We start from the raw sequence: 19756 nt of genomic DNA on the forward strand, positions 1-19756 counted from the left end.
AAGGCAGACATCGGATGTTTAGCTCTACCTAGATCACCGACCGGCTGCCAAGCAAGGAGCACAATGAGCGTCATCACCGCAGTGGACACTTTCGATATCCGCTTTCCCACCTCACAGGACCTCGATGGCTCGGACGCGATGAACCCGGACCCCGACTATTCAGCGGCGTACCTGATCATTCGCACCGATGCCGGTGATGGTCATGAAGGCCACGGCTTTGTGTTCACGATCGGGCGTGGAAACGAGGTAGAGACGGCAGCCCTCGACGCTCTTCGGGACCACATTCTGGGCCGCAACGTGGAGGATCTCCTGGCAGACATGGGCGGCACGTGGAAGCTCATGGTGCACGATTCCCAACTCCGTTGGCTTGGCCCGGAGAAAGGCGTCATGCATATGGCGATCGGCGCGGTGGTGAATGCCCTCTGGGATCTGAAGGCCAAGCGGGCCGGACTGCCGCTCTGGGAACTGCTCGCAAGCATGAGTCCTGAGGAACTCGTGGCATTGGTGGACTTCCGATACCTCACAGATGCCCTCACGCCGGATGAAGCGCTGGCGATCCTGCGGGCTGCGGTGCCCGGCAGGGAGGTACGCAAAGTGGCGCTTCGTGCTGAAGGCTACCCCGCGTACACCACGACGCCGGGCTGGCTGGGTTACAGCGACGAGAAACTGACGCGCCTGGCCAAGGAAGCCGTGGCCGATGGGTTTGCGCAGATCAAGCTCAAGGTAGGGGCCTCCTTGGAGGACGATATCCGGCGCGTGGGAATTGCCCGTGAGGCGGTGGGCCCGGACATCAGGATTGCGGTGGACGCCAACCAGCGCTGGGATGTCCAGGAAGCCATCGATTGGATGGCCCACCTGGCGCCTTATGACATCGCCTGGATCGAGGAACCCACCAGCCCCGATGACGTCCTGGGGCATGCAGCCATCGCCCGCGGGGTGGACCCTGTCCCTGTAGCTACCGGGGAGCACGTACAGAACCGGGTGATGTTCAAGCAGATGCTCCAAGCCGGTTCCCTCCAGGTCCTGCAGATTGATGCAGCCCGGGTGGCAGGGGTCAACGAGAACATCGCCATCCTGCTGCTGGCTGCCAAGTTCGGTGTGCCTGTTTGTCCTCACGCCGGTGGCGTGGGGCTGTGCGAGGCCGTTCAGCACCTGTCCATGTTCGACTTCGTTGCCGTTTCAGGCACAAAGGATGGCAGGATGATCGAGTTCGTGGACCATCTGCACCAGCATTTCATCTCCCCGGTGGACGTCCGAAGCGGCGTGTACTGGCCGCCGTCGGCTCCTGGCGCGGGCAACGAAATGGTGCGTGAAACACTGGCCGAATACGCCTTCCCCGACGGCCCCGTCTGGGCCCGATAACGTACCGCGACAGCACGTGCACGCTCACAAGGAAGTGATCGCATGACCCAGCAAGCACCACCGCTGCTCTCCCTCCATGGAGTCAGCAAGAGTTTCCCCGGAGTCCGCGCCCTGAACAACATGGGGCTGGAGCTTCGCGATGGTGAAGTCCTTGCGCTCGTGGGAGAGAACGGTGCCGGAAAGTCCACGCTGATGAAGCTGCTTTCCGGCATCTACACACCGGACAGCGGCACCTTTGAGCTGAACGGAACGGCCTTTGTGCCGGACAGTCCCAAGCACGCGCAGGAACTGGGCATCAGCATCATCCACCAGGAATTCAACCTGATGCCGGACCTCACCGTGGCCCAGAACATTTTCATCGGCCGCGAACCCCGGCGCTTCGGAGTACTGAACGAACGGGCCCTTAACCACCAGACCCAGGAGCTGCTGGACCGAATCGGGCTGCAGCTGAATCCCCGTCAGAAAGTGGGGCATCTGACGGTCGCCAAGCAGCAGATGGTGGAGATCGCGAAAGCACTCAGCCACGATTCCAAAGTGATCATCATGGACGAGCCAACGGCAGCCCTGAACGACGCCGAGGTGGCCGCCCTGCACCAGATCATCCGTGGATTCATCTCTCCCGGCACAGGCGTCATCTACATCTCACACCGCATGGACGAACTCAAGCAGATCTCACAGCGGATCACCGTCATCCGCGATGGCGAGTACGTGGACACTGTCAGCACAGCGGAGACCACCATGAAGGAAGTCATTTCCTTGATGGTGGGGCGTCAGATTTCGGGAGAACAGCGCCCGACGGCGGTCCCCGCCGAGGTGCGTAACGACGTCGTGCTTTCGGTTGAGGGGCTATCGACGCGAGCCTTGCTGCGGGATGTCGGCTTCGACCTCCGACGCGGCGAAATCCTCGGCTTCGCGGGGCTCATGGGCGCAGGTCGAACGGAAGTGGCGCGTGCCTTGGTGGGCGCTGATCGTGCCACGTTCACCCGGCTACAGGTGCGCGGCGCTGACGCGGCCATCGCCAACCCTGCCGCTGCCGCGAAGCTGGGCATCGGCTACCTGTCCGAGGACCGCAAGCATCTTGGCCTCATGCTTGAGCGGGACGTGAAGGAGAACATCATGCTCTCTTCGCTCGCCGCGAATGCACCGGGCGGTTTCATCAAGGATTCGGCATTGCGCCGGACTGCTGAGGAATACAGCAGGAAGCTGCGGATTAAAACGCCATCCATCCACCAGCTGGCGCGCAATCTCTCGGGCGGCAACCAGCAGAAGATCGTGATCGCGAAGTGGCTCGTCAAGGATTGCGACATTCTCATCTTTGATGAACCCACACGCGGAATCGACGTTGGTGCCAAGGAGGAAATTTACCGGCTCCTTAACGAACTGGCAGACGGCGGGAAATCAATCATCATGATCTCCTCGGAGCTTCCCGAGATCCTGCGCATGTCCCACCGGATCGCCGTCATGGCCGAAGGCCGGATCACAGGCTTCCTCAGCAACGCTGAAGCCACCCAGGAACAAATCATGGAGCTGGCCACCCGCCGCGCCATCGCCACACCAGGAGCAATGACAGCATGAGCCTTGTAGAGACCCCCGCGTCCCGCAACCAGGGTACAAAGCCCGGACCCGCCGAACAGAAGCCCGTACGTGACCTGGCTACCCGGTTCCGTTCATCCCTTCAACAGCTCCTGGCCTTCGGTTCACTCATTGTCCTGGTGATCTTTTTCGGCGCAATGAACTCACGGTTCCTGGTGCCGAGCAATCTTTCGGACATCCTGCTCTCCACAGTGGTGATCGGGTTGTTGGCCTTGGGCGCGACGTTCGTGATCATTACCGGCGGCATTGATCTCTCCGTGGGCACCGGGATGAGCCTGTGCTCGGTCATGACAGGAGTGGTCCTGACTTATCTCGGTCTGCCACTGTGGGCCGGCGTCATTGGCGGCATCCTGATGGGAGCCGTCATCGGTGCGGTCAATGGATTCCTTATTTCCTTCCTGAAGATTCCACCGTTCATTGCCACCCTGGCCACCATGCTCGTGGCGCAGGGCATGGCCCTGGTGGTTTCCGGAACCAAGCCCATCTATTTCACCAGCACTGAAGGCTTCGCCAACCTCGCCCTCGGCAAGCCCATCCCGGGCCTGGTGGTTCCCAACGCGGTATTCATCTTCTTCGCAGTGGCCGTACTGGCCGGGCTTGTCATGAGCAAGACGCTCTTGGGCCGTTACACCTTTTCCATCGGCTCCAACGAGGAAGCCACAGCACTTTCGGGCATCAACGTCCGGAACTGGAAGTTGTGGATTTACACGGCTGCCGGAGCCTTCACAGGCCTGGCCGGCGTCATCATTGCAGCCCGCCTCAACTCCGCCCAGCCGGGGCAAGGCATGGGCTACGAGCTGCAGGCGATTGCCGCCGTCGTGATCGGTGGGACATCCCTGGCCGGAGGCAAAGGCTCCATCGTCGGAACAGTGATCGGCGCCCTCATCATGTCCGTGCTCACCAACGGCCTGCGCATCATCTCCGTGCCGCAGGAATAGCAGAACGTGGCAATCGGCGTCGTGATCCTCGTAGCAGTCTATCTGGACATGCTGCGCAGGAAGGAGACCACCAAATAGCCTTTGCGCTTCCGCTCCAACCACCCGCATCCTCTCCAGAACGCATCCTCAGAAAAAGGGAGTCTTCAATCGTGAGCAAGTCCATCCACAACCGCCGTTCCTTCCTTACCCTCACCGGCCTCGCCCTCGGTGCCGTCGCTATCGCCGGCTGCGAGGCACCGGCGGGATCTGCCACCGCCAGCGGGGCAGCAGCAGACGGCGCCAAGCCGTACATCGCCGTCGTGTCCAAAGGCTTCCAACACCAGTTCTGGCAGGCCGTAAAGCAAGGAGCGGACAAGGCTGCCAAGGAATTCAACGTCGAGATCAGCTTTGAGGGTCCGAACACGGAGAAGGACGTGGACCAGCAGATCCAGATGCTCACCACCGCCCTGGGCAAGTCGCCTGCAGCAATCGGCTTCGCAGCACTGGACTCACAGGCCGCCACGCCCCTCCTGGAGCAAGCCAAGAGCAAGAACATCCCCGTCATTGCGTTCGACTCCGGCGTTGACTCCACCATCCCGGCCACCACGGCATCCACCGACAACAAGGCGGCAGCGGCCGAGGCTGCCAAGCACCTCGCTGAACTGATTGGTGGATCGGGCGAGATCGCCATCATCGGCCACGACCAAACATCCAAGTCAGGCACGGACCGTCGGGACGGCTTCAAGGAATACATCGAGAAGAACCACCCGGGCGTCAAGATCGTCGCCATCCAGTACGCCGGTGGCGATCAGCTTCTCTCGGCAGACGCAGCCAAGGCGATCATCACCGCCAACCCCAACCTCAAAGGCATGTACGGAACCAACGAAGGTTCGGCAATCGGCGTCGTCAAGGCCGTGGAGGAGCTCGGCCTCAAGGGCAAGCTGACGATCGTCGGTTTCGACTCCGGCAAGGCCCAAATCGACGCCATCAAGTCCGGACTCATGGCAGGCGCCGTCACCCAGAACCCGGTTGGCATCGGCTACGAGACAATCAAGGCCGCCGTTGCCGCAATCAAGGGTGAGAAGTTGCCAGGCAAGATCGACACTGGCTTCTACTGGTATGACGCCAAGAACATCGACTCCGAGACCATCAAGCCCAACCTCTACCAATAGAATCACCCGCATTGGGAGGGGCTGTGCCCCTCTGTGCCCCTCCCAATCCTGCCCTGTCGCTCCAAAAAGCACCGCCAACTCCGGCACACGGAAGGTATCCCGTTGATCCAGCACGCACCTTGGTTCGAAGAGTCACGCTTTGGCATGTTTGTCCATTGGGGCCTCTACGCCCTGCCGGCCCGGCATGAGTGGGTGATGAACCGGGAGGAAACCACTGTGGAGGAGTACTCCAAATACTTCCGGCGCTTTGACCCCGATCTCTACGATCCAAACGAGTGGGCACGGGCCGCGCGCAGGGCCGGCATGAAGTACGTGGTCCTCACCACCAAGCATCACGACGGTTTCTGCCTGTGGGACTCAGCCCTGACGGACTACAAAGCCACCAGCACGTCAGCCGGTCGTGACCTGATCGCACCCTACGTTCAAGCGCTGCGGGATGAAGGGCTCAAAGTCGGTTTCTACCATTCGCTGATCGACTGGCACCACCCCGACTTCACCATCGATGGAGTGCACCCGCAACGCAACGCCACCGACGTCGAAAGCCTCAATGCCGGGCGCGACATGGCACGCTACCGCGAGTACCTTCATGGCCAGGTCCGGGAGCTCCTCAGCAACTACGGAACCATCGACTACCTGTTCTTCGATTTCTCCTACGCAGGAGACGGACACGCAGAGTTCTGGGGCGGCAAGGGCGCCAAGGACTGGGACTCCGAAACCCTGCTTGCCATGGTGCGGGAACTCCAGCCGGGCATAGTGGTCAACGACCGCCTGGGCATCCCCGGAGACTTTGTCACCCCTGAGCAATACCAGCCAGCAGGTCCCATGATGGTCGACGGCGTCCCCGCCACCTGGGAGGCCTGCCAGACCTTGAATGGCAGCTGGGGTTACGACCGCGACAACCTCAACGACAAATCCGTGGACCTGCTCATCCGAATGCTGGTGGATGGCGTCTCCAAAGGCGGCAACCTGCTGCTCAACGTAGGCCCAACAGGCCGGGGCAGCATCGACCCCCGGGCGCTCGCCTCCCTCGAAGGGATCGGCGAATGGATGCAACTGCACTCCCGGTCGATTTACGGTGCAGGAACATCGCAGTTCACAGCACCAACGGATGCCCGCTACACCCAGCGCGGGGACCGGCTGTACGTGCACCTCTTCGCGTGGCCCTTTGAATACGTCCATCTCCCGGGCCTGGCTGGCAAGGTGGAGTACGCCCAACTCCTCAACGATGCGTCCGAGGTTTTCCTCCAAGAGATGGACCCCGGACAGCAAGCCATCAACATCACTCCCGGCGGCCAACCAGCCGGGACGCTGACCATCAAGCTCCCGGTCCAACGGCCCGACGTCGCATTGCCCGTACTTGAACTGTTCCTGAAGCCGGGGGATTTCAATGACTGAAAGCATCGCCCTCCACACCCGGCTCAAACCTGGAACCGAAGAGGAATACGCCGATGTCCACGCGAACATCCCGCCCGAACTCGTTGAAGCACTTAAAGGAGCCGGCGTACGGAATTGGCGGATCTGGCGCAGCGGGCTGGACCTTTTCCACGTGGTGGACGTCGAAGACTACCAAGCCATGCGCCATGCACTCGCGGATCATCCGGCGAACGTTCCTTGGCAGGCGCGAATGGCCGAACTTCTTGAGGTTCAGGACGATTACTCCGGGAACGATTCGGGTATCCAGAAAGTATGGGAGCTGCCATGAACCTGGAACCACTTAACCTCGGCCGGCTCGGATTCGGTGCGGCCGGCATCGGGAATCTGTACAAGGCGATTCCTGATGGGGAGGCCTTGGCTACTGTGCTGGCCGCTTGGGACTCAGGCTTTCGCTATTTCGATACCGCACCGCACTACGGCCTGGGCTTGTCTGAGCAAAGATTGGGCGCTGTCCTCCGGGACAAACCCCGGGAAGACTTCGTCATCTCCACCAAAGTGGGCCGCCTGCTGGAAACCAACCCCGATGCCGGCTTGGCAAAGGACGGGTCGGCAATGGACGACGAGGGCTTCGACGTCCCCGCTACCAGCAGGCGCGTATGGGATTTCACCGAAGCCGGCATCCGCCGAAGCCTCGAGGATTCCTTGGAACGCCTGGGCCTGGACCATGTGGATATCGCGTACCTCCACGATCCCGATGTTCACGATCTCCAGGCCGGGATCTCCCAGGCCCTTCCGGCGCTGGAGAAACTGCGCGAAGAAGGGGTGGTCAAAGCTATCGGCGTCGGCACCAACTCCGCGGAGGCAGCCCTGGAGTGTGTCGAGGCCGCGGACCTGGACCTCGTCATGCTCGCAGGCCGCTACACGCTGCTTGAGCAGCCCAGCGTCCCGCTGCTTGACCGCTGCGTGGAGCGCCGCACCGGCGTCGTGAATGTTGGTGTCTACAACTCCGGGCTGCTGGCCCGTCCCGAAGTCCCCGACGACGCGCATTACAACTACGACCGCGCCCCGCGTGAACTGGTCGAGCGTGCGCGGGCACTTGCCGCGGTCTGCCGGGATTTCGGCGTTGAACTTCCGACGGCGGCACTCCAGTTCCCCTTGCGGCATCCGGCCGTGGTGAATGTGACAGTCGGAGCCAGCAGACCTGAGCAGGTCACCTCGAACGCCAGCCGTATGGAGGAATCCGTGCCGGAAGAATTGTGGGACGCGTTGGAGGCTCTGGGCCGTGATTGACGCTCATCTGCACCTATGGGATCTGGATGCCTTTGTGACTGGAGGTGTCCGACCCTACTCATGGCTGGGCCCGCAGCACGGCGCGCTGTTCCGCAGCTTCGGCGAGGATGAGGCCGCAGAGGTCCTGGCCGCAGCGGGGATCAGGGGAGCGGTGCTGGTCCAGGCGGACGATACGGTTGCCGACACCCAGAGCATGCTGGGGGTGGCCGCGCGCAATCCTTGGGTGCTCGGCCTCGTGGGGTGGGTCCAACTGGACTCGATAACCCAAGCTGCGGAACAGTTGGACGCGTTCGCCGCTCATTCCGTGTTCAGGGGAGTCCGGCACTTGGTGCACGACGATCCCCGCGACGACTTCCTTGACCTGCCCTCGGTACGGGAATCCCTGGCCTTGGTTGCCGCGCGCGGCCTGGCCTTCGACGTCCCCGATGCCTTCCCACGTCACTTGGGAGCCACTGTCCGGCTTGCCCGCGAACTTCCTGAGCTGACCGTGGTCCTGGATCATCTCGGCAAGCCGCCCCTTGCAGACGCGACTGCGATGGACCTCTGGCGCTCTGATTTTCGAGAACTTGGGCGCCTGCCCAACACGGTGGCTAAATTGTCCGGCTTGCACCTGCCCGGCGTGGAGTATTCGGACGATTCGTTGCGGTCACTGTTCGACGAAGGGTTGGAAGCCTTCGGCCCCGATCGATTGATGATCGGCAGCGACTGGCCGGTCAGCACGCTCGGTGCGCCCTACGGCAGGACCCTGGATGTGTTGTTGGAACTCGTGTCTTCACTGAGCGTCCCGGAACAGGATGCCGTGCTCGAGGCGACCGCGATTCGTACGTACGGGCTGCCGGTTACGCCGATTCCACAGGATTAGCTTCCCCGGGTTAGAGTGCCTGCCGCAGCCAGTTCTCCACACCGCTGATGTGGACGGTCACGAGTGCCCGGACCAGTTCGGCGTCGCCCCGTTCCAAGGCATCGGCGATCGCGCGGTGCTCGGCAAGGGTGTGCGCCACGGCCTTTTCCTGCGTCAGGCCACGCCAGATCCGCGCACGAACCGTGCTGCTGGACAGGGCCTCCAACAGGCTGCCAAGGTAGTCGTTCCCCGCGGCTTCGGTAATGATGCTGTGGAATTCGAGGTCGTGGGCTACCAGTTCTTCGACGTCGGTGTTTTCATCGATGCCATCCATAGTGGCCCGGAGTGCCATGAGCTCGGCCGGACCGATCTTGCCGGCAGCGAGGTGGGCCGTGGCCGGTTCCAGGATTCGTCGGACCTCAAAGAGCTCGAGGATGGAGCGGTCCTGATGCAGGTCAACAACAAAGGCCACGGCTTCGTTGAGCAGCTTGGCATCGAGGCTGGTGACGTAGGTTCCGTCGCCGCGGCGGACATCGAGCACGCGGATCAGCTCCAGCGCCTTCACCGCCTCACGCAGCGAACTGCGTGACAGGCCGAGCCGCTCGCTCAGTTCCTTCTCCGGCGGAAGCCGATCCCCGGCCTTGAGTTCCCCGCGGATCAGCATGTCCTTGATCTTGCCAATCGCCTCATCTGTGACAGCCATGGGTCCATAGTAGTCGCCAATCATCGGATGTTTGGCTTAGGCGCGAACTCGCCCCAATCAGGTAGCAGGTCACGTCGTTTTCAGCGCTGAGAACAGTCTGATCTGCTACCCACTTGGATGCGTTAACCAACGACGGCGGCACTCAGGTCCGTTGTTACGGAACCCGGGTGCCGCCGTCGGGCGCTGTTTGGGGCCTGTTAAGAGTCGCCGCCGCGCATGGGACGGTTCGCAACCACCGGGGCGCTGCCGGTGTAGCCGTCGCGGGTCGCAGCAAGCTCATGGATCTGCTTGCGGCACAGGTACCAGCCGACCACCATCAGTGCGCATGCGATCGCGGTGACCAGCATGGTGAGCGGGGAGTCGATGAAGACCATCACCAACACGCCCACCAGGAACAGGAGCGAGAGGTAACCCGTGTACGGCGCACCAAACATCCGGAAGGACGGGCGCTTGAGCCAGCCCTTGTCTGCCCAGCGCTTGAGTTGCATCTGGCACAGGACAATGGTGGCCCACGTGACGATGATGCCGACGGAAGCAACGTTCAGGACGATTTCGAACGCCTGTGACGGGACGAGGTAGTTCAGCGGAACGCCGAGCAGCGAGACGCCTGCCGTGATCGCAATGCCACCGTAGGGGACGCCAGCCTTGTTCATGCGCTGGGCAAACTTCGGGGCGGAGCCGGCAACGGACATCGAGCGCAGGATACGCCCGGTGGAGTACAGGCCGGCGTTCAGCGAGGACAGCGCCGCGGTGAGGACCACGAGGTTCATGATCACGTCCACGCCCTGGATGCCGATGGAACCGAAGAACGTGACGAACGGGCTGACGCCCTTTTCGTAGGAGGTGTACGGGAGCAGCAGAGCGAGCAGGATTACCGAGCCAACGTAGAACACTGCGATACGGAAGACCACGGAGTTGATGGCCTTGGGCATGATCTTCTCCGGGTTCGGAGTTTCACCGGCGGCGGTGCCGATGAGCTCGATCGATGCGTAAGCGAACAGCACGCCCTGCATGAGGATGATCATGGGAAGGATGCCATTGGGGAAGATGCCGCCATTGTCCGAGAGGAGGCTGAAGCCAACTTCCTGGCCTTCGACGGGGGTGCCGAAGATGACGAAGTAGCTGCCTACCACCAGGAAGGCCACCAAGGCAGCGACCTTGACCAGGGCGAACCAGAATTCAAGCTCGCCGAAGACCTTGACCGAGACCAGGTTCAGGCTCAGGACCACAACAAGTGCGATGAGCGCCCACGCCCACTGTGGAACCACACCGATCCACGGGACGTATTTGCCGAAGAAGTTCATGTACAGCGCCGCTGCTGTGATGTCCACGATGGTGGTGGTGGCCCAGTTGATCCAGTAGAACCAGCCGGAAACGAAAGCTGCCTTCTCGCCGAAGAACTCACGGGCGTAGGAAACGAAGGATCCAGACGAGGGGCGGTGGAGAACGAGTTCACCGAGAGCGCGGAGGATCAGGAATGCGAAGAAGCCACATACGGCATACGCGATGACGAGCGAAGGGCCGGCCGCATTGAGGCGGCCACCGGCGCCGAGGAACAGACCGGTGCCGATTGCACCGCCGATCGCGATCATCTGGATCTGGCGGGGCTTCAGATCCTTGTGGTAGCCCTTGTCCTCCGTGTGGAGGGCTTTCTCGCTGGCATGCGCTTGGGCCGGGACCGTGTGGTCCGTAATGGGTGGGTTGGTCATTGGAATCCTTAGGGGTGTCCTGTTGGGGGTGTCCTGGACGGGTCCGGTCGGGGGCCGGAGCGCAGGACAGGGCCTCGGGGGTGTGCCTTTATCGGGCGCGACGGCTCTCTTGAGCCGCTGGGCTTACTGGCCGGTTTCGGCTTACTTGCTCAGGTTTGCCAGACGTTCCGGGCTGAGCAGTTCCTCAAGCTGGGCAGCGGTCAGCAGACCGTGCTCCAGGACGAGTTCTGCAACACCCTTGCCGGTAGCCAACGCTTCTTGGGCGATGGCCGTGGCGGAGGCATAACCGATGTGGGGGTTCAATGCCGTGACGAGACCGATCGACTGCTCCACGGTAAGCCGTAGCCGTTCGGTGTTTGCGGTGATGCCCCGGACGCAGCGTGCCGTAAGGGTGCGGCACGCTGCTTCCAGGTGGGAGATGCTCTTGTGCAGGCTGTGCACAATGATCGGTTCGAAGGCGTTCAGCTGAAGCTGGCCCGCCTCCGCGGCCATGGTGACTGTGACATCGTTGCCGATGACTTCGTACGCCACCTGGCTGACCACTTCCGGGATCACCGGATTGATCTTGCCGGGCATGATCGACGAGCCGGACTGTACGGCCGGCAGGTTGATCTCGCCCAAACCCGCACGCGGTCCAGAGGACAGCAGGCGGAGGTCGTTGCAAATCTTGGAGAGCTTCACTGCCACACGCTTGAGGACGCCGGACAGGTGCACGAAGGCGCCAACATCCTGTGTGGCCTCAATGAGGTCCGCCGACGTGAGGAGCGGAAGGCCAGTGATTTCGGCCAGATGACGGCAGGCAGCATCTGCGTAACCGACTGGCGCGTTCAGGCCCGTGCCAATGGCAGTGGCGCCAAGGTTGATCTCGTGGATCAGCATGTGGGATTCGTCCAGGCGAGCCCGGTCCTCGGCAATGGTCACGGCGTATCCACCGAATTCCTGACCCAAGGTCATGGGCACGGCATCCTGAAGCTGGGTGCGGCCCATCTTCACTACCGTGCGGAATTCACGGCCCTTCTCGGCAAACGCCAGCTCGAGCTCTTCCAGGGCGAGGAGGAGTTCCTTCACCGAGAAGATCGTGGCGAGGTTCACCGCGGTGGGGTAGACATCGTTGGTGGATTGGCTGAGGTTGACGTGGTCATTCGGGTGCAGCTTTGAGTAATCGCCCTTGGGGTGGCCAAGGATTTCCAAAGCACGGTTGGCGATGACCTCGTTGGCGTTCATGTTGGAGCTGGTGCCCGCGCCGCCCTGGATCACGTCCACCATGAACTGTTCCTGGAGCATGCCATCCATGACGTCCTGGCACGCCTGATCGATGGCTCCGGCGCGTTCGGCATCCAGCAGGCCGAGCTCATGGTTGGTGCGAGCTGCCGCTTGTTTTACCGCAGCGAGGCCGCGGACCAAGTGGCGGTTGGTGGACAGCGGCTGTCCTGTGATGGGGAAGTTCTCGATAGCCCGCAGGGTGTGGACGCCCCAGTAGGCGTTCCCGGGAATATCGCGGTCCCCCAGGAGGTCGTGTTCGGAACGGATGGGGATCGCCTGATCGACGGTGGTCATAGCTGTCCTTGGTTTAGTTCTTGCTGAAAAATTGCGCTGCACGGAGCTCGCCGACCGGAAGGCCGCCGCCCAGCACCGGTGGGCTTTGAAGCGTGTCCAGGCTGCCGCCGTCGACGCCCAACTGGCGGAGGACCTCAACGGTGACGGGCATGCGGGCGCGGTCACCGCCGTCGGAAATCTTCACAGCCACGCCGCGGCCGTCCGGCAGCCCCACAAGCTGGAGGCCTTCAAAACCGTCCTTGGCAAGCAGCCCCGGGACGGCGCGCATCAGCGCAGTGACGTCGCGGCCTTCGCCGGCCACCATCTCCGGGAAGCGGCGCATGGCGTGGGCAACCTTGCCCTCGTCGGTGCCTTGGTCAGCGGCGGCGATGCGGCCGTAAGCGCGGGCCATGCCGTGAAGCGTGTGGGCAAAAAGCGGGGTGCCGCAGCCATCAGTGCTCACTGCGGCTGCATCCTCGCCAGTAAGTTCGGTGATGGTGTCACGAACCAGGACCTGAAGCGGGTGTTCCGGGTTCAGGTAGCCCTCCACGGGCCAACCGTTGATGACGCAAACTGCGGTCATGGATGCGTGCTTGCCGGAGCAGTTCTGGGCAAGTTGGGTGGGGCCATTGCCGGCGCGGAGCCACTCTTCGCGCTCAACGACGCCGTATGGCAGGTCAGTGCTGTTGCCCAGCGCCGCTTCGGTCAGGCCATGAAGCGCCAGGATTTCGGCGGCGCCGTCGCGATGCGCTTTGCTGCCCGAGTGGCTGGCCGCCGTCAGGGCGAGGAGGTTCTGGGGGATGTCCAAGCCTGCACGGAGGAGGGCTACGGCCTGCAGCGGCTTAAGGGAGGAACGCGGATACATCGGCGCGTCCGGCTCGCCGGCTTCGATGGCACTGCTGCCATCGGCGTTCAGGGCGATCAGCGATCCATAGTGGATGCTCTCCACCAGGCCGTCGCGGGTCTGTTCGACGAGCGGGACGTGGTTGGGCGTTCTCTGTGCTGTTTGGGCCGCTGCTGCCGCGGTCACTTGGGGCATGGTGTCCTTTGGGTGGTTCATTTGCTGAGGATCGTGTCCAGTGCGACGCTGACGGCCTGAAGGTGATCGGCCATCGCTTTGCTCGCTGCTTCGGCGTCGCCTGCTTCGATTGCGTTCAGCACGGCAACATGTTCCTCGTCCGAGCGGTGTTGCCGGTCGGCGACGAGGTTGAGGGTTTCAGACTGGTTGGCCAAGGCATCGCGGATATCGGAGACGACGCTGGCGAACACCCGGTTGCCACTGGCCCGGGCGACGGCGGAATGGAAGCTGGCGTCCAGGTTTACCCAGGCTTCGGGATCGTTCTCGTTGAGCATCTCCTGGACGATGTCCTTCAGGTGCTCAAGTTCTTCTTCCGTGCGGCGCTGGGCTGCCAGTCCGGCTGCGGGAATCTCAATGTGCGGACGTGCTTCGTTCAGATCACGCGCACTGTACTGGCCCAAGGTAAGGTCATTGGCGACCTTGTTGGCCACAATGAACGTGCCCTTGCCGGTCTTGGTCACGGTCAAACCCAGTGTGTTGCAGGACCGCAGGGCTTCGCGGATGACCGAGCGGCTCACGCCATACTGGGCCGCCAGCGTTGCTTCAGAGCTCAGCTTGGTGCCGATATCGAACTGGCCGCCCTCGATAGCCCTTCTCAGTGCCGCGAAGACCGCCTCAGCCGCGGAAATGCGCGAGATCGGCGTATGCCCAGCGGAGGAGCCCTGAGGGGCTTGCTGTCCGGCTGTCCGGCTGTCTGACAGGTTCACGTTATCGAATATGGCACGGGTCACAAGGCTGTGTCAACGCTGAAAGGCTTGCTTCAGGCTTTGGAACTCCTGACGCCGTACGGCAACCCTCGAAAATGTCGCCGTACGGCGACTTGGAGGGGAAGCAAGCAGAGCGTGCGGTTGACACAATGGACCATGCTCTTCACCAAAAAGTCCCTCACCGCCGAAGGTTTCACGGGCTTCCGAGCCTTGGACGAACTCGACGTCATGCGCATCCCCCAGGGTCCCGGGGTCTTTGCCCTGCTTTGCCCTGCTGGCTTCGAGCCAGTTTTCCTCAACAAGAGCACCGCGGGCACCTTCAAGAAAAAGGACCCGTCCCTCAAGCGGGAAGCTTTGGAAGCGGAGTGGGTTCCGGATGCTTCCCTTTTGTACTTGGGCAAAGCCAGCGCCGGAAGTCAGGGAAATCGGGGGCTTCGGAAGCAGATCCAGGAGTTCATGGATTACGGCCGCGGGCGACCCACCGTTGTCTGGGACGCCCGCCTCATCTGGCAGCTCCGGGATGCCTTGGACCTGATCATCGCGTGGAAGGAACTCCCTCCTTCCGACGTGAACACAGCCGAGGCCGACTACCATGCTGATTTCATTGCGACACATGGCCGCCTACCGTTTGCGAATCTGGTTCAGGCCCGCTCCAGGAAGTAAGGCGTTAAGTACGACGGCGGCGTCCGGCTTGCGTTGAGGGCCTGCCACGGGAGCTGCGAACGGCGCATAATGTCATGCATGACGGCCAGTAACCCCGCTGGAGGCAAACCGCATGGATCCCGGATCACCATCGAGGTGCCTGTCCTCCGCGTAGGTGGCGGGCAATCCGATTATGAGGGACTGAACCGTTACGTCGACTTCCTCCGGAAGCCGCAAGGGCTGCACATGACGTTGCTGCACGTGGGTATCCTCGATGATTTGGTCCAGGATATTGAAGCCTGGACCAAAGGAATGTCCCGGTCAGAGAACGTACTTCCAGAGATTGTGGGTTGGTTGACCGAGTTGCCTGTGTTGCAGGGTTTCCTGGGAAAATCGGACAAACTGATCCCCCTGGGCGGTGGCCGCCTCATGGGACTGGAAGTGGACGTTCCTCAAGAGGTGCACGACTATCAGGCCCTTCTGGTCCAGGGGCTCCATGTGCTTTTGGATGACCTGGGCCTGGACAACATTGACGACTTCATCCTGAGTTCTCCGGCCCTTGGCTACAGGTCGCCACGCTGGTTGCCGCATATCGCCGTCGGTAAAGCACGGACCCGCCATGAGCCGCAGATGGAGATTGCGCCAGTGCCGGTTGAATTCGGGGACTCGCAGATCCGGAACCGGGACTCGCTTCCTCTCCCGGGGTGAACGTGTTTGTCCTGCCACGGTAAATTGGACGTGACTCCCGTTTCCCAGCCAAGGACTTCCATGCAGCCCCGCACCCTGTTTCGTACCGTTGCTTTTGCCGAAGCTGTGACGTGGACGCTGCTGCTGATTGGGCTGTTCCTTAAGTACGTCACGCACACCACGGAGGTAGGCGTCAGCATAGCCGGAGGCATTCATGGCTTTGTCTTCCTTTGCTATGCAGCGACAGCCGCCTTCACATGGATCAACCAGAAATGGCCGGCCCGCACGGGACTGCTTGCCATCGTCTCCGCAGTGATCCCATATGCCACGATTCCCATGGAAAAGTCGCTCGATCGTCGGGGTCTCCTTGCAGGCGGTTGGCGCCTGGCTGCCGGCGGAGAGAAACCTCAAGGTGGGCTGGAGAAGCTTCAGGCTTGGGTTCTCGGAAACCCGATCCTGGCCGTTGCGATTGTTCTGGTGGGCGTGGCTGGCGTGTTCAGCTTCCTCCTGTTCATGGGCCCGCCGGACACCTGGTTCTCCTGATCCCTTAACGTGCCGTGGCCTCCTGACCTTCTTTGGGCCAAAGCTGCACTTTTCCAGCGAAGTGGATCCCTTTTTGTCTCTATGAGGGTCAGGAAGCCACACGTTCTGGCCTCTTGACTCGTGTCAGTGACTGGTCACGGCGTCGGGGCAGCCCCAGGATTTGGGGTTTTCCTGGCAGGTGTCGGCGACGAGTGCTTTTTCTGTTTTCCAGACCTGGATGGTTTTGGGTGCTGTGGTGAGGTCCAGGGTTCCGTTGATGGGCAGTGGTGGGCCGTTGTTGACGGAGTAGGTGCCGGTGAAGTTGGTGGTGATGGTGGCGGGGTAGTTCCCTGTTGCTGTGTAGCTGTGGCTGGTTCGGGTGTCATTGAGGAGCCAGTCGGCTTCGGGGATGGAGTAGCCGGCTACCGGGGTGGGCCCGAGGGTGGTGGCGTCGCCGAAGTTGTAGGTGAAGTTTGCCGGGGTAGCTGTCAGGTGGACTGCTTGGCCGAGGATGGTGACGTCGAAGGCTTGTTCTTTGGCGGTGGTGTAGAAGTTCGTGGGTCCGCCTTTGAGGGTGTGGGGGAAGGGTTGGGCTTCGAGGGTTCCGGGGTTGACGGGCAGTTGGCGGAAGTCGTTCAGGATCCGGGTTGCGATGTTGGCCAGGACGTTCTCGGGTTTGGCGTCGTACAGGCACGTGGGTCCACTGACTGGGATCCAGTTGGTCCAGCCGGGGTTGGAAATGGACTTGGGTGCTTGTTTCCAGATCACCGGTGTTCCTTCATCGCCGCCCGGTGTTGTGGCGGGGCAGCTTAAGGCCAGGCAGCCGGGATCGACGGTGTCGGGACCGTCTGCCCGGCAGTGGGTATCCGCCATGTACTGGTTGGGATCTTCAGCGGCGAACGGGCCGTCCAGCTTCGGGGATGACTTCCCGGTGGCGGGATCGAATTGCCACACGGCGCCCACGTACGCCGAGCCCTCCTGGAAACCTGCGTCTGGGGCAGGCTCTGCTTTGGATTCAGTGTTCCGTTCCAAAGCGACCCTAATAGCTGTCGCATCCTCGAACGTTGGAATGAGTAGTGTGACCGCAAGCGCGACAGCGTACGCAGCCTTCAAAAACATCATCGGATGATGCCCACGTCCGTGGTCAGCCAAGAACCGTCGCGATAGTCAGCAAAGAAGGCAGCGGCGTCATTGGTTGCTGCGGTCGCCGAGCGACTTTCCGATCCACCTGGATCGAAGTAGCGAATTTCCTGCTGAATTACCTGCACCTTGCCCTGCTGCGAAGACAATGCTGGATCCCAGAGGACCTCGACTACCGGCGTCTGAAAGCTTCCCCCCATGAGCCAGCGATTGCCGGTGTAGTTGGCGTTTATGGATTTTACGAGGTGTTGGCAGAGCACACATGTCATCGAAGAGTGCTGTGTCACGCCAGTCGTTTCGCCTGTCTCGTATGCGTAGCTGAACAACTGAAACCAGTACCGGATAAACGCCTCCAACCCCGCCTGCGAGTTCTCCTTCGCGAGCTCAGGCATCACCGGCACGGGCACATTCTCTGCCTTGCCCTTCGCGTCGGCTGGCTTGTACACAGCGGCGGGAGCAGCACTCCCTGAAGATTCAGTAGCAGTAGGACCTGGCGACGAAACTCCCGAGGTGGGTGACGCCGTTGTCGAGCTTGTTTCGGAAGGAGAACCGCCGAGAGTGCTGCCTCCCTGGCAGCCAGAGAGAAGCAATGCGGCTGTGAGTCCGAAGACCGCTCCTCGAACTTGGGCACGTGAAGAATAGGCAAAAAGGCGTGACATGACAGGCTCCCCCAGCAGCTGTTTGGCGATGTGTCGGCCAGTCTAGGCGGGGAAAGGGAGGGTTTCACGTCGAAGAGAACCGGTTGTGGATAACTATTGCCCGCACGCATGGTCCAGAAACAGCAACTACCCCCGCAGTTTCTCCATGTCCCGCCGGTCCTTCTTGGTGGGTCGGCCGGCGCCGCGGTCACGCTGGGGCAGGCCGAGCTTGGGGGCAACGGGCCGCGGGGGAGTGTGGTCGGTGAAGCAGTGCGACGCAGCCTCGGCACCGACGCGTTTCGCGATCAGCCGCCGGACTTCGAGGATCCGTTCCCAGCCTGATTCGCGGACCCGGATGGTGTCGCCAATGATCACCGTTTGGGAGGCCTTCACCGGATTGCCATTGATCCGGATGTGGCCCGCGCGGCAGGCAGCGGTGGCCGCGGACCGGGTCTTGTAAGCGCGGATCGCCCACAACCAGGCATCGACGCGGACGGTCGCTGGGGATGAAGACGGGATACTCATGATTTGAACGAGTCTAGTCCCGCGTGGACGGGTCAGCCGAGTGATGAAAACGGCGAAATCGCCGGAAAGCTGCGAGATCGCCGAAGAACTCCGGGCGATCTCGCAGCTTTCCGGCGTTCTCGGCGAGAAACACCGGAGCCGGGAAACACCTACCGAACCGTCACCTCAACCCGCTGGGCCATGTTGTTCCCGATGCCCTGGTAGTTCCACACCTGGTCAGTCGGCTGCAGGGCGCCCGAGGAGTCCATCGCACGGCACCGCAACTCGTGCTCTCCCGGGCTCGCGACCCACACCATGGTCCACGAACGCCAGGCAAAGTCGCCCACTGCGGGTTCCAAGTGGGCCGGCATCCACTCGCCGTCGATTCCTACCTCCACGCGTTCCACTTCGCCATGCCCGGACCACGCCCTGCCGTGCAGCATGACTGGGCCGGCATCCACTACGCGGCGTCGGGTGAAGAAGTCGGGGATCCCGGGTGGCACCATCAGGGAGCGGACGCGAATGTGCGTCACGGGCAAACCTGGCCCATCGGGTCCCTGAAGGTAGTGATATGCCACGGCCTGTTGGAATCCCATAAAGCGTGAAGTCACTGCCTCAATGGACGTCAACCACTTCACGCTTGCCATGCCATACCAGCCCGGTACCAACAGCCGCAGCGGGAAACCGTGCTGGATCGGCAGCGGGTTACCGTTCATGGCGTAGACCAGCATGACTTCGGGGTGCATCGCCTCGGCGATCGAAAGACTGCGGGCGTACGGTTCCTCCACTCCACCTTGGATACCGGTGTCCGCGCCTGTAAAGACAAGCTCGACGGCGTCATCCGCCAACCCTGCCTCCTCCAGCAGTGGTGCCAAAGGAGTTCCGGTCCACTCCGCAGTGCCTACAGCTCCCAACACCCAAGGCTGGCTGAGGGGACGAGGCTGCAGGAGCGAGCGTCCATTTCCGGCGCACTCCATGGTGACCGGCATGGTGACAGCTGGACGCGACTTGATGTCGTCGAGGCTCAGTTCCAAGCTGTGATTAACCGCCCCACCGAGCCGCAGGCGCCATGCCTCGGCGGAAACGTGCGGGATATCGAAGTGAATGAGCAGGTAGTGCAGGCCTGCTGGCGTGATGTCGTCGTGGAGGGCTTCGAGGGGCATTGAATGATTGCGGCCGGAGAGCTGCAACTCTTCGTGAGTCAGGGGACCTTCGGTCGGCTGTCCCGTGATGACGGCTTTCGCCGCGTCTTGCTTGACATGGTGTTTGGACATGGGAGGCGGCGTTCTACTGGACCTGACGCTGCGGGCGTGCCGCAGCACTTAGGACAAGGATCACGCC

20 protein-coding genes are annotated in these 19756 nt (G+C 62.0%); 11 read left to right on the forward strand and 9 right to left on the reverse strand.

Annotated features, from left to right (window positions below; genetic code table 11):
- Positions 1 to 63 precede the first annotated feature (63 nt).
- The 8 genes from ABIE18_RS20755 to ABIE18_RS20790 all read left to right on the forward strand — a co-directional run bounded on the left by ABIE18_RS20755 (position 64) and on the right by ABIE18_RS20790 (position 8570).
- Positions 64 to 1362, forward strand: coding sequence for an L-fuconate dehydratase (locus ABIE18_RS20755; RefSeq protein WP_499724411.1), 1299 nt, complete (start codon positions 64 to 66; stop codon positions 1360 to 1362).
- A gap of 42 nt (positions 1363 to 1404) precedes the next feature.
- Positions 1405 to 2937, forward strand: coding sequence for a sugar ABC transporter ATP-binding protein (locus ABIE18_RS20760; protein ID WP_499724412.1), 1533 nt, complete (start codon positions 1405 to 1407; stop codon positions 2935 to 2937).
- Positions 2934 to 3893, forward strand: a complete 960-nt coding sequence (locus ABIE18_RS20765) for an ABC transporter permease (RefSeq protein WP_499724413.1) — start codon at positions 2934 to 2936, stop codon at positions 3891 to 3893. Before ABIE18_RS20760 ends, ABIE18_RS20765 begins: the two co-directional genes overlap by 4 nt.
- Positions 3894 to 4042: 149 nt before the next feature.
- The gene (locus tag ABIE18_RS20770; RefSeq protein ID WP_499724414.1) at positions 4043 to 5044 is read left to right on the forward strand and encodes an ABC transporter substrate-binding protein; all 1002 of its coding nucleotides are present in this window, start codon (positions 4043 to 4045) and stop codon (positions 5042 to 5044) included.
- Between the two features lie 102 nt (positions 5045 to 5146).
- A complete protein-coding gene (locus tag ABIE18_RS20775; protein WP_499724415.1) occupies positions 5147 to 6439 on the forward strand; it encodes an alpha-L-fucosidase in 1293 nt (430 codons plus the stop codon).
- Entirely contained in the window at positions 6432 to 6746 is a 315-nt protein-coding gene (locus ABIE18_RS20780; RefSeq protein WP_499724416.1) for an L-rhamnose mutarotase, read from the forward strand. The genes ABIE18_RS20775 and ABIE18_RS20780 overlap by 8 nt, the downstream gene beginning before the upstream one ends.
- Entirely contained in the window at positions 6731 to 7708 is a 978-nt protein-coding gene (locus ABIE18_RS20785; RefSeq protein ID WP_499724417.1) for an aldo/keto reductase, read from the forward strand. The genes ABIE18_RS20780 and ABIE18_RS20785 overlap by 16 nt, the downstream gene beginning before the upstream one ends.
- A complete protein-coding gene (locus ABIE18_RS20790; protein ID WP_499724418.1) occupies positions 7701 to 8570 on the forward strand; it encodes an amidohydrolase family protein in 870 nt (289 codons plus the stop codon). Before ABIE18_RS20785 ends, ABIE18_RS20790 begins: the two co-directional genes overlap by 8 nt.
- A gap of 10 nt (positions 8571 to 8580) precedes the next feature.
- Here ABIE18_RS20790 and ABIE18_RS20795 read toward each other — a convergent pair whose 3' ends face one another.
- From ABIE18_RS20795 to ABIE18_RS20815, 5 genes are all read right to left on the reverse strand, one after another.
- Positions 8581 to 9252 (reverse strand): FadR/GntR family transcriptional regulator, encoded by a 672-nt coding sequence (locus ABIE18_RS20795; RefSeq protein WP_431116972.1) that lies wholly within the window; start codon positions 9250 to 9252, stop codon positions 8581 to 8583.
- 197 nt (positions 9253 to 9449) lie between these two features.
- The gene (locus ABIE18_RS20800) at positions 9450 to 10961 is read right to left on the reverse strand and encodes an amino acid permease (protein ID WP_499724419.1); all 1512 of its coding nucleotides are present in this window, start codon (positions 10959 to 10961) and stop codon (positions 9450 to 9452) included.
- 141 nt (positions 10962 to 11102) lie between these two features.
- Entirely contained in the window at positions 11103 to 12518 is a 1416-nt protein-coding gene (locus ABIE18_RS20805) for an aspartate ammonia-lyase (protein WP_499724420.1), read from the reverse strand.
- A gap of 13 nt (positions 12519 to 12531) precedes the next feature.
- Positions 12532 to 13557, reverse strand: coding sequence for an asparaginase (locus ABIE18_RS20810; protein WP_499724421.1), 1026 nt, complete (start codon positions 13555 to 13557; stop codon positions 12532 to 12534).
- Positions 13554 to 14282 (reverse strand): FadR/GntR family transcriptional regulator, encoded by a 729-nt coding sequence (locus ABIE18_RS20815; RefSeq protein WP_499724422.1) that lies wholly within the window; start codon positions 14280 to 14282, stop codon positions 13554 to 13556. Before ABIE18_RS20815 ends, ABIE18_RS20810 begins: the two co-directional genes overlap by 4 nt.
- 156 nt (positions 14283 to 14438) lie before the next feature.
- On the opposite strand from ABIE18_RS20815, the gene ABIE18_RS20820 reads away from it, so the two are divergent.
- The 3 genes from ABIE18_RS20820 to ABIE18_RS20830 all read left to right on the forward strand — a co-directional run bounded on the left by ABIE18_RS20820 (position 14439) and on the right by ABIE18_RS20830 (position 16154).
- Positions 14439 to 14945, forward strand: a complete 507-nt coding sequence (locus ABIE18_RS20820; RefSeq protein WP_499724445.1) for a hypothetical protein — start codon at positions 14439 to 14441, stop codon at positions 14943 to 14945.
- A gap of 78 nt (positions 14946 to 15023) precedes the next feature.
- Positions 15024 to 15632, forward strand: a complete 609-nt coding sequence (locus ABIE18_RS20825; RefSeq protein ID WP_499724423.1) for a hypothetical protein — start codon at positions 15024 to 15026, stop codon at positions 15630 to 15632.
- Positions 15633 to 15692: 60 nt separating this feature from the next.
- Positions 15693 to 16154: a DUF3817 domain-containing protein gene (locus ABIE18_RS20830; protein WP_499724424.1), complete on the forward strand. Its 462-nt coding sequence runs from the start codon at positions 15693 to 15695 to the stop codon at positions 16152 to 16154.
- A 123-nt stretch (positions 16155 to 16277) separates the two neighbouring features.
- Here ABIE18_RS20830 and ABIE18_RS20835 read toward each other — a convergent pair whose 3' ends face one another.
- From ABIE18_RS20835 to ABIE18_RS20850, 4 genes are all read right to left on the reverse strand, one after another.
- Positions 16278 to 17252, reverse strand: coding sequence for a hypothetical protein (locus ABIE18_RS20835; protein WP_499724425.1), 975 nt, complete (start codon positions 17250 to 17252; stop codon positions 16278 to 16280).
- Complete coding sequence (locus tag ABIE18_RS20840) at positions 17252 to 17719, reverse strand: DUF6318 family protein (RefSeq protein WP_499724426.1); 468 nt, start codon at positions 17717 to 17719, stop codon at positions 17252 to 17254. The genes ABIE18_RS20835 and ABIE18_RS20840 overlap by 1 nt, the downstream gene beginning before the upstream one ends.
- 339 nt (positions 17720 to 18058) lie before the next feature.
- A complete protein-coding gene (locus ABIE18_RS20845; RefSeq protein ID WP_499724427.1) occupies positions 18059 to 18436 on the reverse strand; it encodes an RNA-binding S4 domain-containing protein in 378 nt (125 codons plus the stop codon).
- 149 nt (positions 18437 to 18585) lie between these two features.
- Positions 18586 to 19689: a sulfite oxidase gene (locus ABIE18_RS20850; RefSeq protein WP_499724428.1), complete on the reverse strand. Its 1104-nt coding sequence runs from the start codon at positions 19687 to 19689 to the stop codon at positions 18586 to 18588.
- Between the last annotated feature and the right edge of the window lie 67 nt (positions 19690 to 19756).

It is taken from the genome of Arthrobacter sp. 2762 (assembly GCF_040548745.1).
Lineage (GTDB): Bacteria > Actinomycetota > Actinomycetes > Actinomycetales > Micrococcaceae > Arthrobacter.

Excerpts from the sequence above, each read along its gene's own strand:
- ABIE18_RS20810 (WP_499724421.1), bottom strand. The coding sequence starts at position 13,557 with ATGAACCACCCAAAGGACACCATGCCCCAAGTGACCGCGGCAGCAGCG.
- ABIE18_RS20795 (WP_431116972.1), bottom strand. The coding sequence starts at position 9,252 with ATGGCTGTCACAGATGAGGCGATTGGCAAGATCAAGGACATGCTGATC.
- ABIE18_RS20755 (WP_499724411.1), top strand. The coding sequence starts at position 64 with ATGAGCGTCATCACCGCAGTGGACACTTTCGATATCCGCTTTCCCACC.
- ABIE18_RS20805 (WP_499724420.1), bottom strand. The coding sequence starts at position 12,518 with ATGACCACCGTCGATCAGGCGATCCCCATCCGTTCCGAACACGACCTC.
- ABIE18_RS20835 (WP_499724425.1), bottom strand. The coding sequence starts at position 17,252 with ATGTTTTTGAAGGCTGCGTACGCTGTCGCGCTTGCGGTCACACTACTC.
- ABIE18_RS20850 (WP_499724428.1), bottom strand. The coding sequence starts at position 19,689 with ATGTCCAAACACCATGTCAAGCAAGACGCGGCGAAAGCCGTCATCACG.
- ABIE18_RS20780 (WP_499724416.1), top strand. The coding sequence starts at position 6,432 with ATGACTGAAAGCATCGCCCTCCACACCCGGCTCAAACCTGGAACCGAA.
- ABIE18_RS20765 (WP_499724413.1), top strand. The coding sequence starts at position 2,934 with ATGAGCCTTGTAGAGACCCCCGCGTCCCGCAACCAGGGTACAAAGCCC.
- ABIE18_RS20800 (WP_499724419.1), bottom strand. The coding sequence starts at position 10,961 with ATGACCAACCCACCCATTACGGACCACACGGTCCCGGCCCAAGCGCAT.
- ABIE18_RS20785 (WP_499724417.1), top strand. The coding sequence starts at position 6,731 with ATGGGAGCTGCCATGAACCTGGAACCACTTAACCTCGGCCGGCTCGGA.
- ABIE18_RS20760 (WP_499724412.1), top strand. The coding sequence starts at position 1,405 with ATGACCCAGCAAGCACCACCGCTGCTCTCCCTCCATGGAGTCAGCAAG.
- ABIE18_RS20845 (WP_499724427.1), bottom strand. The coding sequence starts at position 18,436 with ATGAGTATCCCGTCTTCATCCCCAGCGACCGTCCGCGTCGATGCCTGG.
- ABIE18_RS20820 (WP_499724445.1), top strand. The coding sequence starts at position 14,439 with ATGCTCTTCACCAAAAAGTCCCTCACCGCCGAAGGTTTCACGGGCTTC.
- ABIE18_RS20830 (WP_499724424.1), top strand. The coding sequence starts at position 15,693 with ATGCAGCCCCGCACCCTGTTTCGTACCGTTGCTTTTGCCGAAGCTGTG.
- ABIE18_RS20825 (WP_499724423.1), top strand. The coding sequence starts at position 15,024 with ATGACGGCCAGTAACCCCGCTGGAGGCAAACCGCATGGATCCCGGATC.